Source organism: Candidatus Symbiopectobacterium sp. NZEC151, assembly GCF_025962655.1.
Lineage (GTDB): Bacteria > Pseudomonadota > Gammaproteobacteria > Enterobacterales > Enterobacteriaceae > Symbiopectobacterium.
In genome coordinates, this window is the sequence record NZ_JAGFPE010000002.1 from 288,661 (window position 1) to 309,390 (window position 20,730).

The following is a 20,730-nucleotide window of genomic DNA, read 5'->3' on the forward strand; positions in this document are numbered from 1 at the left end:
GCGCGAGTTATTCGCTATTTACCCAGTCAATTAATGGTTTGGCGCACAGGGTGATAATTTCCATACGGCACCACACGCGTTTCTTCGACGACAAGATCAACGGAAATGCGGCCGAATAAAAACCTGACGATGGGCATTTTTTCAAGATGAAGGTGCTTTGCTACGGTTAACGAGGCGGGGTTGCCCCTGCATGCAGGGGCGATAACTCAGAGGTACTTGCACAGATAAGAGGTCGGCTCAGCCACTTGCAAGTAGAACTCACTGTTGCCCGGCACAGAGAATACGGCTCCGGGTCCGAAAACTTGCCATTCATCGCTGCCCGGCAGTTTTACCGTCAGCACGCCGCTCACCACGGTCATCTCTTCCGGCTGTCCAGTACCAAAGGTGTACTCTCCCGCTTCCATCACGCCCACGCTGGCACGGCCGATGGAGTCACTGTCAAAACCGATAGATTTCACTTTTCCAGAAAAATATTCATTAACATTCAACATAAGTACAGCACCTGTGATCAGAAACGAGAAGAAAGAAATAACAGACGAAAACCGCTTATGAGGCGGCTGAAACACGTAACATTTGCAGGATCTCTGTCACGATAACATCCGGTGTTGCAGAGGCAGCGACCACGTGGTGCGCCACATCGCGGTACAACGTCTCGCGCGCTGCCAGCACGTCGGCCATCTCGTCAACAATCGGACGTCCCGTTAAGGTGGGACGTTGGTGCGCTTCAGGACAGGCTTCCAGACGATCGCCCAACAGCGTCGCTGAAGCAAACAGGTAGATGACGATCCCCTGCGAACGCATAAATTGACGGTTTTGCGGCGAAAGCACCATACCTCCGCCCGTGGCGATCACACAGCGCGACTGTGTCACCTGTTGCAGGGCGACGCTTTCGCGCTGGCGAAAACCGTGCCACCCTTCATTAGCGACCACGTCCGCCACGCTCATTTTGCTGGTTTGCTGCATAAACAGATCGGTATCGGCAAACTGATAACCTAACGCACGAGCCAGCGCGTTGCCGACCGTGGTTTTACCGCATCCTCTGGCCCCAACCATAAAAATGGGCTGTGACATGTAATGACCTACCCTTCTCACTTTCCCGGCAGCTTCCGGGACGCATTAATCGATATCAGCAGGCATCATACCGATAAAGCATGACAACAAGAAAGCCTCTGGAGGCTAATCCGCATATCTATCCGGATTTCCCTTACATCACTGCCACGTTGTGTGTTATTTCGGGTTAAATGCACGATTTAATGAAATAGACAGCAAAGGGAAGAGCAGGAAAGGCTGCCATCCACAGGGGTGGCAGCCTACTGTGCGCCTATCAGGAGCGACGACGCGGTATTTTTTTTGCGTGCGACTCAGGCATCAGTAGGTATGGAAATATTCCTGAATCACATCGGCATTGTGTGTTTTGCTTAAGGCCAACATCAGCAGAATGCGCGATTTTGCCGGGTTGAGCGAATCAGAAACCAAGCCAGGCTGGCTGGCATCGGGCGGGACAACACCACTGCCGGTACGCGTGGATCGTACCACCACAATCCCCTTACTAAGCGCTTTACGAATGCCCGCATCGCTGCGTTTGGAAACGCTGCCTGCACCCATTCCGGCGTAGACGATACCTTGCACGCCGTGTGCCATGGCTGCATCGTACATATACTCGGGATCGTCTTGATAACCGTAGATAATATCAACACGAGGCAGTGTTTTAACGCCGGTGAGATCGAACACCGAGCGCGTTGTGTGGATTTTGTCCAAACGGTTGTTGAAGTAAACGCGATCGCCGACGATCGTACCTAAATACCCCTCTTCTGGCGCTTTGAAGGTATCCAGCGTCGACGCATTGGTTTTACTGATAAAACGCGCAGAGCCGATGCGATCGTTCAACACCACCATCACCCCGCGACCGCGCGCATTTTTATCCGCCGCCACTTTAACGGCACCGTACAGGTTCATCGGACCATCCGCGCTGATGGCAGTAGCAGGACGCATCGCTGCCACGAACACCACCGGTTTGTCACTTTTCACCGTCAGTTGCAGAAAATAGGGGGATTCATCCAAGGTATCCGTGCCGTGCGTAACAACTACGCCATCCACATCGTCGCGCGCCAACAGCGCATTGACACGCTGGCTCAGCGTCAGCAACACCTCGCTGGTCATGTTCTCACTGCCAATGTTCGCCACCTGCTCACCGCTGATGGTTGCCAAGGTTTTTAACTCAGGTACAGCGTTAATCAGGGTATCAACCCCCAATGCACCGGCCTTGTATCCGGTCGTTTGCGTGTTTGCCGCAGCAGAACCGGCAATGGTGCCGCCAGTTGCCAGGATCACGATATGGGGTAATTTTTCCGCCGCACCCGCTAACGCGGAAAACCACACCACTACTACCACTAACAGCGATTTCACTATCCTTTTCATCACGATTATCCACTCTTCAGTGCATCAACAATAAAATGCCACTACTGCCTGCCACAGCAGCATTTCCCTATAGGTTTTATGTAGTTATCGCGTATAAACGTTGCCTGGGCTGGTATTTACCTCTCCGTTATTCTGCGGTAAATCATCTTGCCCGAGCGAAGGAAAAGGTATCGTTTGCGGGATCGCAAAACGACAATAACCCAATGAAAAAAATGCAAAAGAAAGTAAATATGCAAGGCGCACGTCAAGGGTTGCGCCTGAGGGAAAGAGAAAGGCATCTGCTACAGAGCACAAGCAGATAGCGGAGGGAGTGAAACGCGTTACTCTGACATCACCCAGATTTCATGGGCAAGATCGACCACGTGGCGCAGTTTGTTCCATTGCTGCTCCTCAGTCAGCCATTCGGCACTCTCTGCTGAAGCAAATCCGCACATCGGGCTCAATGCCAATTGGTTTAGCGGTAAATAGAGTGAGGCGTCATTAATGCGACGTTTGATGCTGCGCGCATCCTCCAGTTCTCCGGTTTCGGAGGTGATAACACCGAGTACCACCGTTTGCGTTCCGATAGCGCGCAGTGTTTCCAATCCGCTGAAATGCGCATCCGCATACTCCAGAAAGAGGCTATTCACATTCAGGCGACCGAGTGCTTTGGCAATAACATCGGCAAAGGGATTGCGGTGCAGGACTTTGGTATCCAGATCGCCACTGCACACGTGCAGGCTGATATACATATCCTTCGGCTTATCCTGCATGATGCGGTTAAGCAAAGAAACGCAGTGCTCAATGAGCTGATAGGGATCGGTGTCATCATCCAGCTCGGCACGGATCGCGGCGACATCGCCAAACAGGCTCCAGAACGTATCATCCAGTTGCAGATAGCGGCACCCTTGGGCATAAAACGCGTGCAGCGCCTGAACGTATACCTGTGCCAAATCGTCGCAGTAGTCATCTAACGCCTGATAAACACCATTTCGGCGCAACGAGCGGTACATCAACATGCAGGGGCTTGGCAGCGTCTGCTTGGCGACAGCCTGGGGATCGTCACCCACGGCCTGATGCAGAAAGCGGTAATGCGCCAAAAAGGGATGTTCGGGATTAAAAGAAACCGGCCCCACCACCTGAAGGTGACAGGCCGCCATCTGTTGCCGCGTAATACAATAATTCTGTTCCTCCAGCGGACCGGCAATACCGTGCAGGTGGGAAAAAAAGTCGTAATGCCCCCCGGTACGGCGCAGCACGCCATCGGTAATCACATGAATACCGCAGGCCTTTTGCTGCTCCACGACGCGTCTCACTTCATCGTCTTCCACTTGTGTCAGTTGGGGACGCGTCAGCTTGCCTGCCACAAACGCCGAGCGTGCGCGCTGCAAGCAGGCAGGGCGCAGCAGGCTCCCAACATGATCGGCATGAAACGGCGGGTATTTTTGTATTGTACGACGCATGATAACGGATCCTGTTATTCGAATAACGCTTCTTCCAAACGTCTGTTGCTACGACCTTGGCGTGTGCAAAGGTGGCTGCACACAAACGGCATCATTCCTACCATGCTCCCCTCAGAGCAGCAAATGCAAACTTCACTTTTCATGCAAAAAAAATGCATATTGCATCAAATTTCAGCAAGTAGCGGTATCAACGTAGAATCCAAGACGAAACAGCAAGCCCAATGCAGATAATCGCCCTGTCAGGCAGGTTTCTTGAAGATGACAAAATAGAAATAAAAAATTAACAATAAATAAATATTAGCGTTAATTATAGAAACATTTTCATAACACGGATGCCGTGAGCGCTAACACATAGATAACAAAATGAATTAATTGAAAAAAACACATCAAAGATAGAAATGCACCCACAAAGCCGCTCAGCGTTATCTTAAGAAATAACTTACATTTCCATGTCAAAACATGTCCAAGCATGTGGATCTTTACAAAAAGCACTCCTATACCTATTACTCAGATACATAAAAACACCAGCAACACATAACAAAAAGCAATCAAAAATAAGCGATAAGCACATTTTCTCGCACGTCATCACCTGACGCGCGCACGCTGTTGGCGTGGTTTTGTTTCACCCTTTCTCCACCAGGTAATGCTTTAGCGCTCCCCTTTTCCCGGAGCCCCGCATTGAACGGGTCATATCTGCGTATATACCCGTTCAAACCTCAGTGACGAGCGAGAAGAAGGTGAATCATGGCAGAGAGCAACGTTGTCCAAGGGTATATCGGTATCACTGATCGCCGCGGCAGTGGAAATGTCATTCAGCACGTTTCGCCCGACGCAACGGATATCGTATTGCAGCACAGCAGCACGGTTCGAATTCCCGGTTCACCAGACCGCGTTGCTCGCTACGAACGCCAGGGCGACGATCTCATCTTGCATATGCAGGATGGTACTGTTGTGCGCTACCAGCGCTTCTTTTTGGTCGATGCCGAGGGCTACCACAGCGAACTGGTGTTTGATGATGGTACCCGCCTGACGCATATCCATTTTTCCAGCGCTCCTGGCGAAGCAGCGGCGCTCAGCGCTGGGGAAACGGTCACCCTTATTCCCGAATATGATGTTATCACCGACATTACCTCACTGCTGTTACACAGCACTAGCACCAGTGGGCTCTCAGCCGCAGCCCTCGGTGGCATTCTCGGTGCCGTGGCGCTCGGTGGCGGCGTAATTGCCGCAGCCGCCTCCAACAGCAACGACGACAACAGGCCGTCGACGCCCCCCGCAACACCCGCGTCGCTTACTGTAAACCCACTGGCAAATGACAATGTCCTGAATCGTGAGGAGTTCGGTCAATCACAGGTGCTCAGTGGTAGCACCCGAGATGTGACACCTGGATCGGTGGTAACAATCACGTTTAACGGCCTGACCTATACCACGCGGGTCGAACAGGATGGCACCTGGAAAATCACCTTGCCAGCCAGCGTATTTGCCGGACTGGAAGATGGCACTTACCCGCTTCAGGTCAGCGTGACGGATGCTCAGGGCAGCACACATCAACAAAACGTAGCGCTGGGAATAGACACATTACCGCCGTTCCTGACAGAAAATATGCTCACGGGAGACAACATCCTGACGGCGGCAGAACAAGCGCAACCTCAAACGCTAAGTGGCCGCGGTGAAGCGGGGCTCACCGTCACCGTGACACTCAACGGCAAGACCTACACCACCACTGTCGATAATGACGGTAAATGGCAGTTGCCACTCTCCAGCGCAGACCTGCAAGCGCTGAGCGAAGGCGCAAACACCATGACTATCGTGACGGTGGATAAAGCGGGTAACAGCACCAGCATCACCCGCGAACTGATTGTTGATACTACGCCGCCAACCCTTACAGTACAGAAGCTCACCGGCGATGATTTACTCACGGCCGATGAGGTAAAAAGTGCACAAACGTTGTCTGGCACCACCTCACCCAGTGAGGCGGGACAGACCGTTACCGTCACCTTGAACGGCAAAACGTACAGTGGCACCGTCAATAGTGACGGTTCCTGGCAAATTTCACTGCCCAGCGCAGATTTGCAGGCACTCACCAACGGCAGCTACCCCTTGGTAGCATCCATTACCGATAAAGCAGGCAATACCACCACGCTGCCAGCACAGACCATCACCGTGGACAGCGCGGCGGAAGCCATTAACATCAACACCGTTTCCGGGGACGATCGCTTGAACGCCGTTGAAGCGACGCAGTCGTTGTTACTCTCCGGAACTACAGCCAACGTGGCGGCGAACCAAACCGTCACCATTACCTTCAATGGGCATGTTTACACCACTACCACCACCAGCAACGGCAGTTGGAGTTTCAGCGTCCCCAGTAGCGATTTGGTCTTTAACACCGATAGCAGCTATAACGTCAGTGCCAGCGTGACAGGCCTGAGCGGCGCCACGCTGACGACAACACATCCCATCACGGTGGTGGTCAACACGCTGCCCGTCGCGACGCTGGAACCCCCGTTTAACGACGGCGTGCTTAACGGCACGGAAGCGGGTCAGGAGCAAACGCTGAAAGGCACTACTGGCGTAACCGGGCCGGGCCAGAGCGTGACCGTCAGCATCGGCGGCCAGTCCTATACCGGCACCGTGGATAACAGCGGCAACTGGCAGGTGAAGATCCCCAGCAGCGGCTTGCAAAATTTACCTTCCGGCAGCGACAGCACCGTAACGGTGGAAGTGAGCGACGCCGCAGGCAATAAAAATGTGCTGAGCAAACCCGTGCCGGTAGATACCACCCCGCCCACGTTGACCCTTTCCCCGGTCGGGCAGGATGACATCCTTAACAACAGCGAACTGGGCGTAAATCAAACCCTCAACGGCACGGCCTCTGTCAGCGAAGCCAATCGTACCGTCACCGTAACGCTGAACGGCAAAAACTACACCGCCCTTGTCGATTCCAGCGGTAACTGGCAAATCACCCTGCCCACTGGCGACTTGAGCAACCTGACCAATGGCTCCCACACCCTCACGGCCACCCTGAGTGACAAGGCCGGAAACACCAGCACCCTGACCCATACCTTTACCGTCGATAACGGCGTAGCTTCTTTGCCGACGATAACCATTAATCCCTTCGCCGGTGATGACGTTGTCAATGGTGCAGAAAGCAAGGTCAGCCACTCGCTCAGCGGCACCACAACCCACGTTGAAGCGGGCCGCACCGTCACACTGACGCTGCACGGCAAAACCTATTTCGCGGTGGTGGAAAGCGGCGGCACCTGGCACGTCACCGTTCCGAGCGCCGACATGGCGCTACTGCCAAGTGGCCCGTCGAGCATCACGGCGAACGTCAGCAACCAATCCGGTTACAGCACCAGCGCCAACAAAGCGATTGAGGTGGATACCGCGGGTAATGCCATCGCCATTAATATTATTGCCAGCGACGATCTGATCAACAAGGCAGAAGCCACTCAGCCACTGGCTATCAGCGGCAATACGGCCAACGTGCCTACGGGGCAAACCGTTACCATCACGCTGAATGGTAAGAGCTACACCACGCAGGTTCAGGCCGATGGCGCCTGGACGCTTCAAATCCCCAGTGCAGACCTTCAGGCACTCAGCGATGGCAATGCCACGGTAACCGCCACGGTCAGCGATGCTCAAGGCCAAACCGCCAGCGATCAGCACAATGTGGGCGTGCATATTCATGCAGTGCCCGCGCCAACCATCGACACACCGTTTGGCAACGGTTCGTTGAATCTCAATGAAACGCACAGCGATCAAACCGTGAGCGGTAAAACCGGTATCAGCGGTAACGGGCAAACCGTGGTGGTGACGCTGGGGGGAAAAACCTACAACGCCACGGTGGATACCAACGGTAACTGGCATGCCACCCTTCCCGCCGCCGATCTGCAACAGCTACCGGAAGGCAATGCAACCCTTCAGGTTACCGCAACGGATATCGCGGGCAACCACGGCGCGAGCAGCTTTAGCAGCCTGGTCGATGTCACGCCCCCGACCCTGACGTTAGGCACCATTGCCACCGACGACATCATCAATATTCAGGAAGCGCAAAGCACGCAAACGCTCAACGGCACTGCCTCGGTCAGCGAAGCGGGAAGAACCGTCACCGTGTCTTTGGGCGGGCAGTTCTACACCGGCAAGGTGGGTAACGACGGCAACTGGAGCATCGATTTACCTTCCCATGCCCTCGCCTCGCTGCCTAACGGTGTTTATTCACTGGTAGCCAGCCTGACCGACGCCACGGGCAACGTGACGCAAGTGACGAAAGCCATTGGGTTGGACGCCGACAGCGCGATGCGTCCCACGGTCACCGTGAATGCCTTTGTGTCGGAAGACAACACCATCAGCGCAGCGGACACCAAGGTCAGCCAGATTTTGAGCGGCTCCACCACCAACGTGGAAGCGGGACAAAGCATCACCGTGCAGTTACACACCAAGACCTACTTCACGACCGTCAACGGTGAAGGCAAGTGGTGGGTAAGCGTTCCGGCGGAGCATATGGCAGAACTGCCGGACGGGCCGATCGCGATCAGCACGACGGTGAGCGATAAGGCGGGCAACGAAGGCAGTGGCACCGCCTGGAGCGATGTCGATATCAGCAATGACAGCATCTCCATCAGCATTATCGCCATGGATAACCAACTGAACCGGGTAGAGGCATCACAGCCGCTCACCATCAGTGGCATCACGGTAAACGTGACCATCGGTCAAACCGTTACCGTGACCTTGAACGGAAAAACCTACACCACCACCACGGCGGCGGACGGCAGTTGGAGCCTATCCATTCCCAGTGAGGCACTGTTCGCGCTGCAAGATGGCACGGCCGTGATCCATGCCAGCGTTGCCAACCCGAATGACGAGCCTGTCACCGCCCAGCGCAATCTGGATGTACACATCCACAACCTGCCGCAACCCTCAATGGAAGCGCCCTTCGGGGATAATGTGCTCAACGCCACCGAAGCCGCCAGCGGCCAGACGGTGATCGGCAAAACCGGCGTGAGCGGTAGCGGACAGAGCGTGGTGATCACCCTCAACGGCAAAACCTATCAGGCGACGGTGGATGCACAAGGAAACTGGCGCGCCGACCTTCCCGCCGCCGATCTTCAAGTGCTCTCTGCCGGGGCACAACCGCTGCGGGTTACTGCCACCGATGTTGCAGGCAACAGCAGCGAAATCTCCAGTACCGTCACCGTGGATCGGGTGCCGCCCACTCTGACGCTAAAACCGCTCACCCTCGACGGGATCATCAACCACGCCGAAAGCCTGAGCGACCAGGTGATATCCGGTAACGCCTCACTGACAGAAGCCGGGCGTAGCGTGCTGGTGACATTCAACGGCAAGCAATACTCTGCAATCGTGCAGGCCGATGGAAGTTGGCGCGTGACGGTGCAGAGCGCCGATCTGCAAGCGATGGCCGATGGCACCTACACCTACAGCGCCACCGTCTCCGACACCGCAGGCAACAGCACCACTGCCAGCGGACAGGTCACCCTGGACGCCAACGCCGCCAACCTGCCTGTGCTGACCGTTAATGCGGTTACCGGGAATAACATCATCGACGGCGCTGAAATCAAGGCAGCGCAAATTCTGAGTGGGTCCAGCCTCAATCTGGAGGCAGGACAAACGGTTACCGTCACCCTGAATAGCAAAACCTACCTCACCACGGTAGACAGCCAGGGGCACTGGCAGGTCAGCGTGTCTGCGATAGACCTGGCACAGTTGGCGCAAGGGCAGCACACACTGGAAGTCAGCGCACAGGACAAAAGCGGCAACCCCTCAGCGGCGACCCACGCATTCACTGTGAATACCGCGTTGAGTGGCATCGCCATCGATCCGGTCACCGGTGATGACAAGCTTAACCTGAGCGAGGTGGCGCAAAACATCACCGTTACCGGCTCCAGCCAAAATGTCGCGGCAGGCACGCCTGTTATCCTTAGCCTGCACGGAAAAACCTACACCGGCAGCACCACCGCTGACGGGAAATGGAGCGTCCTGCTTCCCGCCGCCGACCTGCAACAGTTGGTTGACGGCACGGCCACTATTACCTTCAGCACGGTGGACAGCGCTGGCAATACGCTCAGCGGCAGCCACGCGATCGGCGTGTTTATCCACACGCTGCCCAGCGCCACGCTTAACCCAGTGTTTGGTGACGGTGTGCTGAATGCGGCAGAGGCAGGCAGTGCGCAAACCCTGAGCGGCACGACCGGACTTACCACGCCCGGACAAACGGTGACGGTAACGCTTGGCGGAACAGAACATGCCGCAACCGTAACGCCGACCGGAAGCTGGAGCGTGTCGCTACCGCCTTCAGCGTTGCAGGCGCTGCCCGACGGCAGCAGCCCCGTATCCATTGTCGTCAAAGATGCCGCAGGTAATCAAAGTACCCTGACGCAGACCGTGACCGTCGATCGTACCCCGCCGACGTTAACACTGGGCAATCTCGCCACGGATAATATCCTCAACCAAAGCGAGGTACTGACGGCACAAACTCTCACAGGCAGTGCGTCCACCTCGGAAGCAGGCCGTACCGTCACCGTCACGTTTAACGGCAAATCCTATACTGGGATCGTCGGCAGTAATGGCAGTTGGTCTGTCGCCTTGAGCGCTGCCGATCTGGGCGCGTTGAGCGACGGCACTTACACGCTGAGCGCCACGTTGAGCGATGCCGCAGGTAACAGCAGCACGGCAACGCGATCCATCACGGTGGATGCCAGCGCACAACACGCCCCGCGCATTACCCTGGGCAATGTGGCGTTTGATAACATCATTGATGGCGCCGAGATTCAAAGCAGCCAGACGCTCAGCGGCACCACGCTCAATGTGGAAGCCGGGCAAACGGTGACGCTGACGTTTAACGGTAAACCCTACAGCGCTATCGTGCAGTCCAACGGCACCTGGAGCACCACTATTCCGTTGCAGGACATGAGCCAACTGGTTAACGGAACCCAGACCTTGAGCGCCAGCGTTTCCGACACCTCCGGCAACACGGCCAGCGCCAGCCAGCCGATTACCATCAACACCAACACCAGCGGGCTTGCGATAGCCGCCATCACCGGGGATAACCGGCTCAATGCCCAGGAAGCGGCGGACGGTATTATTATCAGCGGCAGCAGCAGTAATATCGCCGCCGGAACCAGCATCACCGTACTGCTCAACGGCAAAGCCTATTCCGCCACCGTGCAGGCAAACGGCAGTTGGCAAACGGCAACGATCTCCGGTACCGACCTGACCGCACTGAGCGATGGTCCGCTCAACGTCAGTGCCATTGCTACCGACCAGGTCGGGAAAACCGTTACCAATAGCCAAACCGTGCAGGTCAGTATTAATCAACTGCCGAGCGCCACCTTGGACGCACCGTTTGGCAACGGCTATCTCAACCAGAACGAAGCACAGGCCGGACAAACGCTGACAGGCAGCACCGGCATCAGCGGTGCCGGTCAAACCGTGAAAGTGACGATCGGCAGCGAGATCTTTACCGGCACAGTGAACAGCAACGGTCACTGGCAATTACCGTTACCGGCCAACATCCTGACCCTACTCAGCGACGGCGTGACAGCGATTTCCGTCACCGTCAGTGATGCGGCGGGGAATACCTCGACGGTTAGCGGCAGCGCCAACATTGATTTGACGCCCCCGGTACTGACCATCAATGCGATCAGCAGTGATGACATCATCAACATCGCCGACAGTCTGCAACCGCTGGTGATCAGCGGTACCTCTCCCGTTAATGACAGTGGTCAAACCGTGGTGGTGCGTATCACCTTCAACGGGCAAATCTATCAGGGCACGGCGCTGAGCGATGGCTCCTGGCAAATCACCGTTCCCGCAGGCGATCTGGCCGGCAGTGCCAACGGGATTACCACCGTCGTTGCGAGCATGGTTGATGCAGCAGGCAATAGCGGCAGCGCCACGCGCGATGTCACGCTGGATACCGATTTCACACAAGCCCCCACCGTGACTATCGGTACCTTGTCAAACGATGATTACCTCAATGCACAAGAAGCCACGCAAGCGCTGACCTTAAGCGGCACCACCACCCACATTGAACCAGGACAAACTGTTGCGTTGACGCTGAATGGAAAACCCTACAGCGCTACGGTACAGGCAAACGGCAGTTGGAGTGTTCAAGTCCCTGCGTTGGACGTTAGCGAACTGCCGGATGGCAAGCTCACGGTCAGCGCCAGCGTCAGCGACAAGGGCGGTAACCCGGCCAGCAACAGCCATACGCTGAATGTGATCGCACAACCGGCGGATCTGCCCACCATCGCTATCTCCACCGTTTCTGGAGACGATGTGATCAACGCACAGGACGCCGGCAGCCCAATGACCATCAGCGGCTCAACCGCCCATGTCACACCGGGACGTAGCGTTAGCGTATCGCTGAATGGCAAAACCTATCTGGCCACGGTCGGCAGCGACGGTACCTGGAGCACCACGGTGCCCGCCAACGATGTGCAGGCGCTGCCACAGGGTCAGCAATCCATTAGCGCCAACGTGAGTGATATTGCACAAAACCCGGCCAGCAACAGCCACAGCATCACCGTGGACACCACTCCGCCGCTGCTGGAAATTGATGCGCTGGTCACGCCCGGCGATATCGGTCTGGCAACCGCATTGGCGGGTGTACCGATCAGCGGTAAAGGGGAAGCGGGGTTGCACGTTACCCTCACCGTGGGCAACAGCGTCTACACCGTCGTCACCAACAGCAACGGCGTCTGGCAAACCACGCTCTCCGCCAGCGATCTGCTGGCGCTGGGGGATGGCACCGCCACTCTGACCGCCAAAACCACCGACAGTGCGGGTAACAGCAGCAGCGATACGCTGAATATTGCGTTGAAAACCCAGGCGCTGCCCACGCTTACCGTGAACACCCTGTTTACCGACAACCAGCTCAATCTGGCCGAACTGCAAGCTGGCGGTACCATAGGCGGCAGCTACACCAACCTGCCCGCCAACACCACGCTCACCATCACCATTGGCAGCTACACCACCACCGGCACCACCTTAGCGGGCGGGCTGTGGAGTGCAACTATTCCTGCCAATGCGCTGGCAAGTTTGAATGATGGCAGCGTACAGGTCAGCATCAGCGCTGCGGACAGCGCCGGAAACCCCGCCAGCGCCAGCGGCACCCTGGATATCGTCACGCACACCACGTTCAACGTGACATTGAATACCCCGTTTATTGACGGCAAGCTCAATGCCTCTGAGGCGGGGGTGGATCAGGTGCTGAGCGGCAGCACCGGCGTTAACGGTGCGGGACAAAAGGTCACGGTGACCATCGATGGTAAACCCTATGTCGCGACCGTGACGGAGACCGGTTTGTGGAGCGTTACGTTACCCGCCGCCGATCTTCAAGGCCTGAACGATGGCGCTCACACGCTGATCGTCACCGCACAAGACAAAGCCGGTAACCCCAGCGCACCCATCAACGGCGGATTTAGCAGTATCGTGGAGGGCGTGCCAGCAGCGAGCATTACCGGGCTGTTATTCACGGATGGATATCTCAGCGCCAGCGAAGTCCAGACCGGCGTGACCCTCAACGGGCAAACCGGGCTTGCCAGCAACAGCGGACAAACCGTCAGCGTCAGCATCAACGGCACGGTCTACAACGCCACCGTGAATGCCAACGGCAGTTGGACATTGCCGCTCGCCAGCGCCGACTTGTCAGCGTTGCCGGATGGCACGATTAACGTGAGTGTCACGGTAACGGATAGCGTGGGTAACAGCAGCACCACCCTAGGCAGCGCAGAGGTGCTATTCCATAGCTTGCCAAGCGCCACGTTAGTGCTGCCTTTCGGCGATGGCTACCTCAATCTGGAAGAGTCAAATAAACCGCAGACGCTGAGCGGTAAAACCGGGATCAGCGGCAGCGGGCAAACGGTGACGGTGACGCTGGATGCCGGAACCGCAAACCAGCAAGTGTTCACTGGCGTGCAAGTAGACGGTTTGGGCGGCTGGTCACTGCCCCTGACCTCCACGCAACTGGCGGCATTTACCGAAGGTGGGCATACGTTACTGGTGACCGTCACCGACAAAGCAGGCAACCCCAGCAGCGCCAGCGTTAACGTTACTGCGGCATTGACGCTGCCCACACCTGACATCACCGAACCCTTATTTGGCAGCGATAACATCCTCAACATCGCGGAAGCCAACGGCCCGCTGACCATTACAGGCACCACCAATAGCACCGGCGTTGCACAAAACATCAGTGTCGAGATTGACCTTAACGGCGTGATTTACCAGGCCGTGGTCACGGGTAACACCTGGAGCGTCACCCTGCCGGCCAACGCACTGAGTTCACTCATCGAAGGTAACAACCACACCCTAGAGGTGACCGCCAGAGATCAGGCGGGCAACACAGCCAAAGACACGGTTACCTTCGAAAACGACTTTCATGCACCCGCCGTTACGCTCGATACCCCGTTTGGCGATGGCTATCTGAACGCGACAGAAATTGCCGCACTGAGCGGTAATGCCGGTGATGCCACGCGGGTCATGGTCACCATTGGTAATAATCCACCGATTGAGGCCACGGTGACTAACGGCCAATGGTCGCTTAACGCGGCCCAGTTGGGCGGGTTGACCGATGGCACGCAAACCCTGACGGTCACCGCGACCGATGCCGCAGGCAACAGTGCCAGCGTCGGCGGTCAGGTGCATATTGTGGTCAATACGCTGCCAACGATTGCTTTCGATGCTTTTGTCGGCGGCGATGGGCTGAACTATGTAGAAAGTCGCACAGCACAAACCTTGAGCGGCACCTCCACCGGACTGGAAGTCGGGCAAAAAGTGACCGTCACGGTAAACGGCCACGACTATGAGACCAATATTGGCGTCGGGGGAAGTTGGTCGGTGTTAATTCCGGCCTCGGAGTTGCAGCAGTTCACCAATCCAACAGAGATCGCCATTCAGGCGCAAGATAAAGCCGGAAACATCGTTAATGAAACGCTGGATGTCCCGGTGAATATTGTCCTGCCACCGGATCCAACAATGGTGATTAATGCCATTGCCGATGACAACGTTATCAACGTCGGTGAATCACAAGCTACCATCACCGTTTCCGGGGTAGTGCATCACGGTACGAATCCGCAAACCATTGCTGTGCTAATTGATAACGTCCCGTTAGCGGCAAGTATCACAACCGATGCCAATGGCGTCTGGAGCGTGGATATTCCTGCACCTTATGCCGCCTTTATCGTCGATGGCACCGTGGAAATAACCGCAAGCACCGACGTAGGCGGTAACCTCATCAGTGCCAGCACCAACGTTCAGGTCGACGTCACTGCGCCGACGGTCACCATCCTCACCTTTGCCGGGGATAACACGCTGGACAACAGCGAACTGGCAACGGCGCAAGCCATCACGGGTACCGCCTCCTTTGCGGAGGTCGGGCGCTTTGTTTCCGTGACGCTGAACGGGAAAATCTATCAGGCGCAAGTGCTCGATAATGGCAGCGGCACGGGCGGTATCTGGTCGGTTAGCGTTCCCACCGCCGATCTGAGCAACCTTCCTCAAGGGCCGCAGGTCATCACCGCCACCTTGAAAGATGCCGCAGGCAACTCCACCAACGCAACACCGCTCGATATCATCGTCGATACGGAAATCCCGCTGCTGACCATCGATGCCTTTGCGGGCAACAATATCCTCACGATGGCCGAAGCGCTGCTGGGGCAAATCCTGAGTGGTAAAGGTGAGAAAGGGGCCACGGTAACGCTGACGGCGGGCCCGCTCACCAGCGTCCCGGTAAATGTAGATAACGATGGAAACTGGCAGATTCCCTTTACCACCGTCGACCTGACCACACTCACCGATGGCCCGCAGGTGATCGGGCTGACCATTACTGACGCCGCCGGTAACAGCAGCAGTACCACCGTGACCTTAAACGTGGCGCTCAACCAGACGCTGGGCGCAGGCGTTGACGATATTTTCGGTAACAACGGTATCCTCAACTATGCCGAATCACTGATAACACAGGTGATCAGCGGTCACGCCACCGGCAGTTCTCTCGGTGCCAAAGTCAGTGTCACCCTCGCAGGCACCACGCTGGAAGCTACCGTCGGTGCGGGCGGAGCCTGGAGCGTCTCATTCCCGCCCTCGCTGCTTTCCGGGCTTTCCGACGGACTGCTGCAAGTGGAAGTCGACATCGTTGACGTCAATGGCAACAGCAAGAATGAGTTGGTCGATATCGATGTGTTACGCTCTGTGCCAACGATCGATTCGGTCCTTGCCTTCGGCAATAATGGCCTGAATGCGCTTGAAGCCGCTGTCAATCAAACCATCAGCGGTGTGGTCGGTAACATCGATCTGACCAAAGGGGCCTTTAACATCGCCGTCACGCTGGGCACCAAAACCTACACCACTACCGTAGGGGCTGGCGGCGCGTGGAGCCTCTCTGTCCCCACGCTGGATTTGAAAGCCTTGCAGGACGGCACGCTGGCGCTCGGCGTCAGCGTTACCGATTACGGCGGCAACGTGGTCAGCAAAACCGTGAACGTTCCGGCGATCATCAATAACCTGCCCAGCCTGACGCTCGATCCGATATTCGGTGATGGACTGCTCAATCTCGGCGATCTGCTCAACAACCAGACGATAAGCGGCACCGCGCTGAATCTGGTGGCTGGCACGCAACTGACGATTGATTTGGCCGGCGTACGATCGCTGACCGCAACGGTCGGAGCCGACGGCAAGTGGAGTGCCAGCGTCGGCACCGATGCATTAGCACTGCTACAAAATCTGGGCAACGGCAATGTTACCGTCACGGTGAATGCCAGCGACAGCGTGGGCAACAGCGTGTCACTTGGCGGTGGCTTAACGCTGGGCTTCTCCCAGCCCGTGGTTACGCTGAGCCCCATTTTTGGTGGCGATGGCTTCCTCAATGCCGCAGAAGCCTTGGTCGCTCAAACCTTGAGTGGGGTGGTCACCAACGCCGCGGTCGGCTCGCAGGTTACCGTGACGCTGGGCAGCAAAACCTTCCAAACCACGGTGGGTGCCGCCGGGGCCTACAGTCTGACCTTGCAACCTTCCGATCTCGCGGCATTGGTCGATGGCAGCGTCTCGGTCAAGGTGGAGGTGACTAACGCCAGCGGTAACACCGGTTCAATCAGCCAAACCATTACGGCCATCACCAAAAACTTGCCGACCATCAGCCTTAATTTGCTGTTTGGCGGCGATGGCTATCTCAACGTGGCGGAAGCGGCGCTGGGCCAAACGCTGAGCGGTATCACAACCAAGGCGGCGGAGGGATCGAAGGTAACGGTCACAATAGGTGGACTCTCACTGGACACCACCGTGGGTGCCGGGGGCGTGTGGAGCATCCCGTTGTCATCAACGCAATTGCAATCTTTGGTCAACGGCAACCTGACCGTCAACGCAACGGTGACCGATAGCGCAGGCAACAGCAACAGCACCAGCGCAGGCCTGACGGTGGCACTCACGCCGCCAACCATCACCTTCAACCCGCTGTTTGGCAATGGCATTCTGGATTTGAACGATCTGCTCAGCACACAAATCCTGAGCGGTACCTCCACACAGGCGGCAGCGGGCACCACCCTGACATTAACGCTCGGAGGAAAAACCTACACCACCACCATCAACGCGGGTGGCAGTTGGTCATTGAACCTGCCGACAACGGATCTGCAAGCCTTGGCAGACGGCTCTCTCACCGTGAATGCCCAACTGACCAATACCGCAGGTAACAGCATCAGCCAAAACAGCCTGGTAACGGTTGCCATCAATGCCGCACCGACCATCACGCTCAATCCGCTGTTTGGCGGCGATGGTTTGCTAAACGCGGTGGAGGCGGTGACCAATCCGATCATCAGCGGTACCACCACCAACGCCGCGGGTTCAACGCTGCGCGTCACGTTAGGCAGCAGAACCCTGACGACCGTGGTACAAAGCGATGGCACCTGGTCGGTCGGTTTGTCCGCCACCGATCTCACCGCACTGACCGATGGTAATCTGACGCTGGGCGTAGCGCTCACCAACCCGGCGGGCAAGAATGTCAGCATCAGTACTGGCGTGGGCATCGGTATCCATCACCTGCCGACGCTGTCGTTGGGTTCCCTGTTCGGTGATGGCTATCTCAATCTGACGGAAGCGCAGGTCAATCAAACCATCAGTGGGACCGTCAGTAACGCCGTAGGCGGCAGCATCCGCGTCAACGTCGGCGGATTGGTGCTGACCGTCCCGGTTGCCGCCAATGGCAACTGGAGCGTAAGCGTACCGAAGGAGAACCTGCTCAATATTCTCGATGGCAACCTGAACGTGGGTGTCACAGTGACCGATCGCTATGGCAACACCACAAGTGCCAGCGGCACGGCGATTGTGAAAACGCATGCGCTGCCGCAATTGGGTATCGACCCGACCACGCTGCTGAGTGCGCTGAGTATTATCACCAACGGCCTGGCAATTCACGGCGAAAGTCGCAATGTGCAAGCGGGTGCGCAGGTGTCCGTTTCTCTGCTCAAAACCAACTCGGTGCTTAACGGCATTAGCCTGACCGGCACGGTGCAAGCCGATGGCAGTTGGACCGCACGGTTGGAAAGCTCGCTACTCGCGACGCTGGGGCTGACGGTGTTTAACATCCTTGGCGTATTGACCGGCACGCTGGTAGAAGCATCCGTCAAGGATATTGCAGGTAACAGCGTCGGCGTTTCTGCCGGACTGACTACCGGTATTTCACTCCCGCTTACGCTCGCAAGCCTTGAGAGCCACAGCCTGGCCCTTGAGGAGAGCGGCGCCTCGCTGGAAACCAGCCACACTGCGGCGACCAGTCACGACACGAGCACGGCGCATGACGACAGCACCTTGACGCTTGCCAGCCTGCACGAGGTGCAAAGTACCGGCGCCAGCGCCACGGTCACCACGCCGAGCGAGATCAGTTACAGCATCGGCGGCGTGGCTATCGCACCGACTGACAGCAACACGTTGACCGGCAGTGAGGGCGATGACCTGCTTCAGATTTCCGCACTGGACGCGCTGCATATCGACGGCGGCGCAGGCACCGATACGCTGGCACTGAATGGCGAACATCTGGCGCTCGATCTCACTGCGCTGGGATTAAGCATCGACAACATCGAAATCTTCGATCTCGGGACTTCCGGCACCAACAGCATCACGCTCGATTTGGCGCGTGCGCTGTCGGTCACCGATAAACCTGAAGACGATTTGCGCATCCTTGGCGCAGCGGGCAACGAGGTCAATTTGATCCCGGATGCCAGCGGCACCTGGGCCTTCACCGGGCAACGGGCGCTGGATGGCATGATGTTCGATGTGTATCACAACTCGGCGTTAGAGAGCGGCAACACACTGGGAGATGTGCTGGTGCAGCAAGGTCTGCACGTCAACATCGTCTAATAACAAAATGGAAGCAGCCACCACAGGCACGCCAGTGCCTGTGGTGCACATGACGGTCAGGGTGTTGATAATGTTGAAAATTAAGCGCTCTTTTTTTGTCAGGAATGACATTTTACAGCCATACTCAGGGACAGCCTTACGCCGTCTGAGCCTGCTTTTTCTTTTCACCGCCACGCTAGGGGGCACGCCTGCGTTGGCACAACAACTGGGAGTGACCTGGCAGGCAGCCCCCAGTGAACAACAGATCGACAGTCTCAGCCTGGAGCAGGCTATTCTGCGTGCCTTTGCCCGAAATCCACAAATCGCCCAGGCGGCAGCACAAATCCGTATCGGTGCCAGCGAACTGAAACTGGCCGAAAGTGCCTGGATGCCACAGATTGGGCTGAACGGCGGCGTTGGTCGACAAAATCAAAGTGATAGCCTCGGCACGAGCGGCCGTACCACCTCGGCGGGCGTCTCGTTAACCCAGCTTATCTACGATTTTGGTAAAACCGGCAGTAGCATCGACGAACAGCATCACCTCTCGGAGGCTTATCGCTACCAGCTCTACAGCATCATGACCGGCGTCGGTCAACAAACGCTGCTGGCCTATTTACAGGTCAAGCGCTATCAAACGCTATCGGCCTCGGCGGAGCGACATATCACCTCGCTGGAAGCCGTGAAAGCCATCGCACAAATGCGTGCGCAAGCCGGACTCAATTCTCAATCCGATGTGTTGCAGGCCGAGACGCGTATTGCGGGCACCGTCGCCACACTTGAGCAATATCGTGCACAGCAGCGCTCCGCACTGGCGCAATTGACCGTGTTAACCGGCGTGGTGCCCGCGCGCCTACCGGATTTGCCGCAGACGCTGCTACAGCAACAGGTCACCTTACAGGCGTTACCCTACGAGCAAAGCGCGCTGGTGCGCAGCGCACAGTCGCGTCAGGAAGCGGCCCGCCAGCGTATCAGGCAGGCAGAAGCCAAACATTGGCCCAGTTTCTCGGTGCAGGCGGCACGCGCCCGCAACGATACCCGCAACCGCGCCTACTGGGACGATCAGGTGCGACTGCTGGTGGAAGCGCCTATCTATCAGGGCGGTGCCATCAGCGCACAGATTGATGCCGCCCAACATGCCCGCGAAGCCGCACAGGCAGAGGTGGAAGCCGCCAAGCTGGATATCAACCAGCGCGCGGCCACCTCCTATGCCGATATGATCGGCGCGCAGCAACGCCAGGCCGCCAGCGAACGCCAGCTCACCAGCGCCAACTATACCCGCGATGTCTATCGCGACGAATATCGCCTGAGCAAACGCAGCCTTAACGACCTGCTGAGCGTGGAGCAGGACGTGCTTCAGGCTGAAAACGCCCGCGCCACGGCGCAGTTTGACGGCTGGGATGCCACGGTCAACTACGCGGCGGCCGTCGATAATCTGCTGGATATGCTTGGCATCGAACGAGAAAAAGCCAATGGCGATCGGCTGCCATCGCTGTAAGGATGTCGTTGTCATGGCATCAAGGGTAATGAC

Annotated in this window: 6 protein-coding genes; 2 read left to right on the plus strand and 4 right to left on the minus strand. The window is 57.0% G+C overall.

The annotated features are described in order from the left end of the window. Positions 1-206: 206 nt before the first annotated feature. From ppnP to J5067_RS09440, 4 genes are all read right to left on the minus strand, one after another. Entirely contained in the window at positions 207-491 is a 285-nt protein-coding gene (gene ppnP / locus J5067_RS09425) for a pyrimidine/purine nucleoside phosphorylase (RefSeq protein WP_264650969.1), read from the minus strand. 55 nt (positions 492-546) lie between these two features. Further along, on the minus strand, positions 547-1,071 hold the full coding sequence (gene aroL / locus J5067_RS09430; RefSeq protein ID WP_264650970.1) for a shikimate kinase AroL: 525 nt from the start codon (positions 1,069-1,071) through the stop codon (positions 547-549). 297 nt (positions 1,072-1,368) lie between these two features. After that, positions 1,369-2,418: a type II asparaginase gene (locus J5067_RS09435; protein WP_264650971.1), complete on the minus strand. Its 1,050-nt coding sequence runs from the start codon at positions 2,416-2,418 to the stop codon at positions 1,369-1,371. A 320-nt stretch (positions 2,419-2,738) separates the two neighbouring features. Continuing rightward, positions 2,739-3,860 (minus strand): 5-methyltetrahydropteroyltriglutamate--homocysteine S-methyltransferase, encoded by a 1,122-nt coding sequence (locus J5067_RS09440; RefSeq protein ID WP_264650972.1) that lies wholly within the window; start codon positions 3,858-3,860, stop codon positions 2,739-2,741. Positions 3,861-4,604: 744 nt separating this feature from the next. Here J5067_RS09440 and J5067_RS09445 point away from each other — a divergent pair. Further along, a complete protein-coding gene (locus J5067_RS09445; RefSeq protein ID WP_264650973.1) occupies positions 4,605-19,223 on the plus strand; it encodes an Ig-like domain-containing protein in 14,619 nt (4,872 codons plus the stop codon). A 70-nt stretch (positions 19,224-19,293) separates the two neighbouring features. After that, entirely contained in the window at positions 19,294-20,697 is a 1,404-nt protein-coding gene (locus J5067_RS09450; protein ID WP_264650974.1) for a TolC family outer membrane protein, read from the plus strand. Positions 20,698-20,730 lie beyond the last annotated feature (33 nt).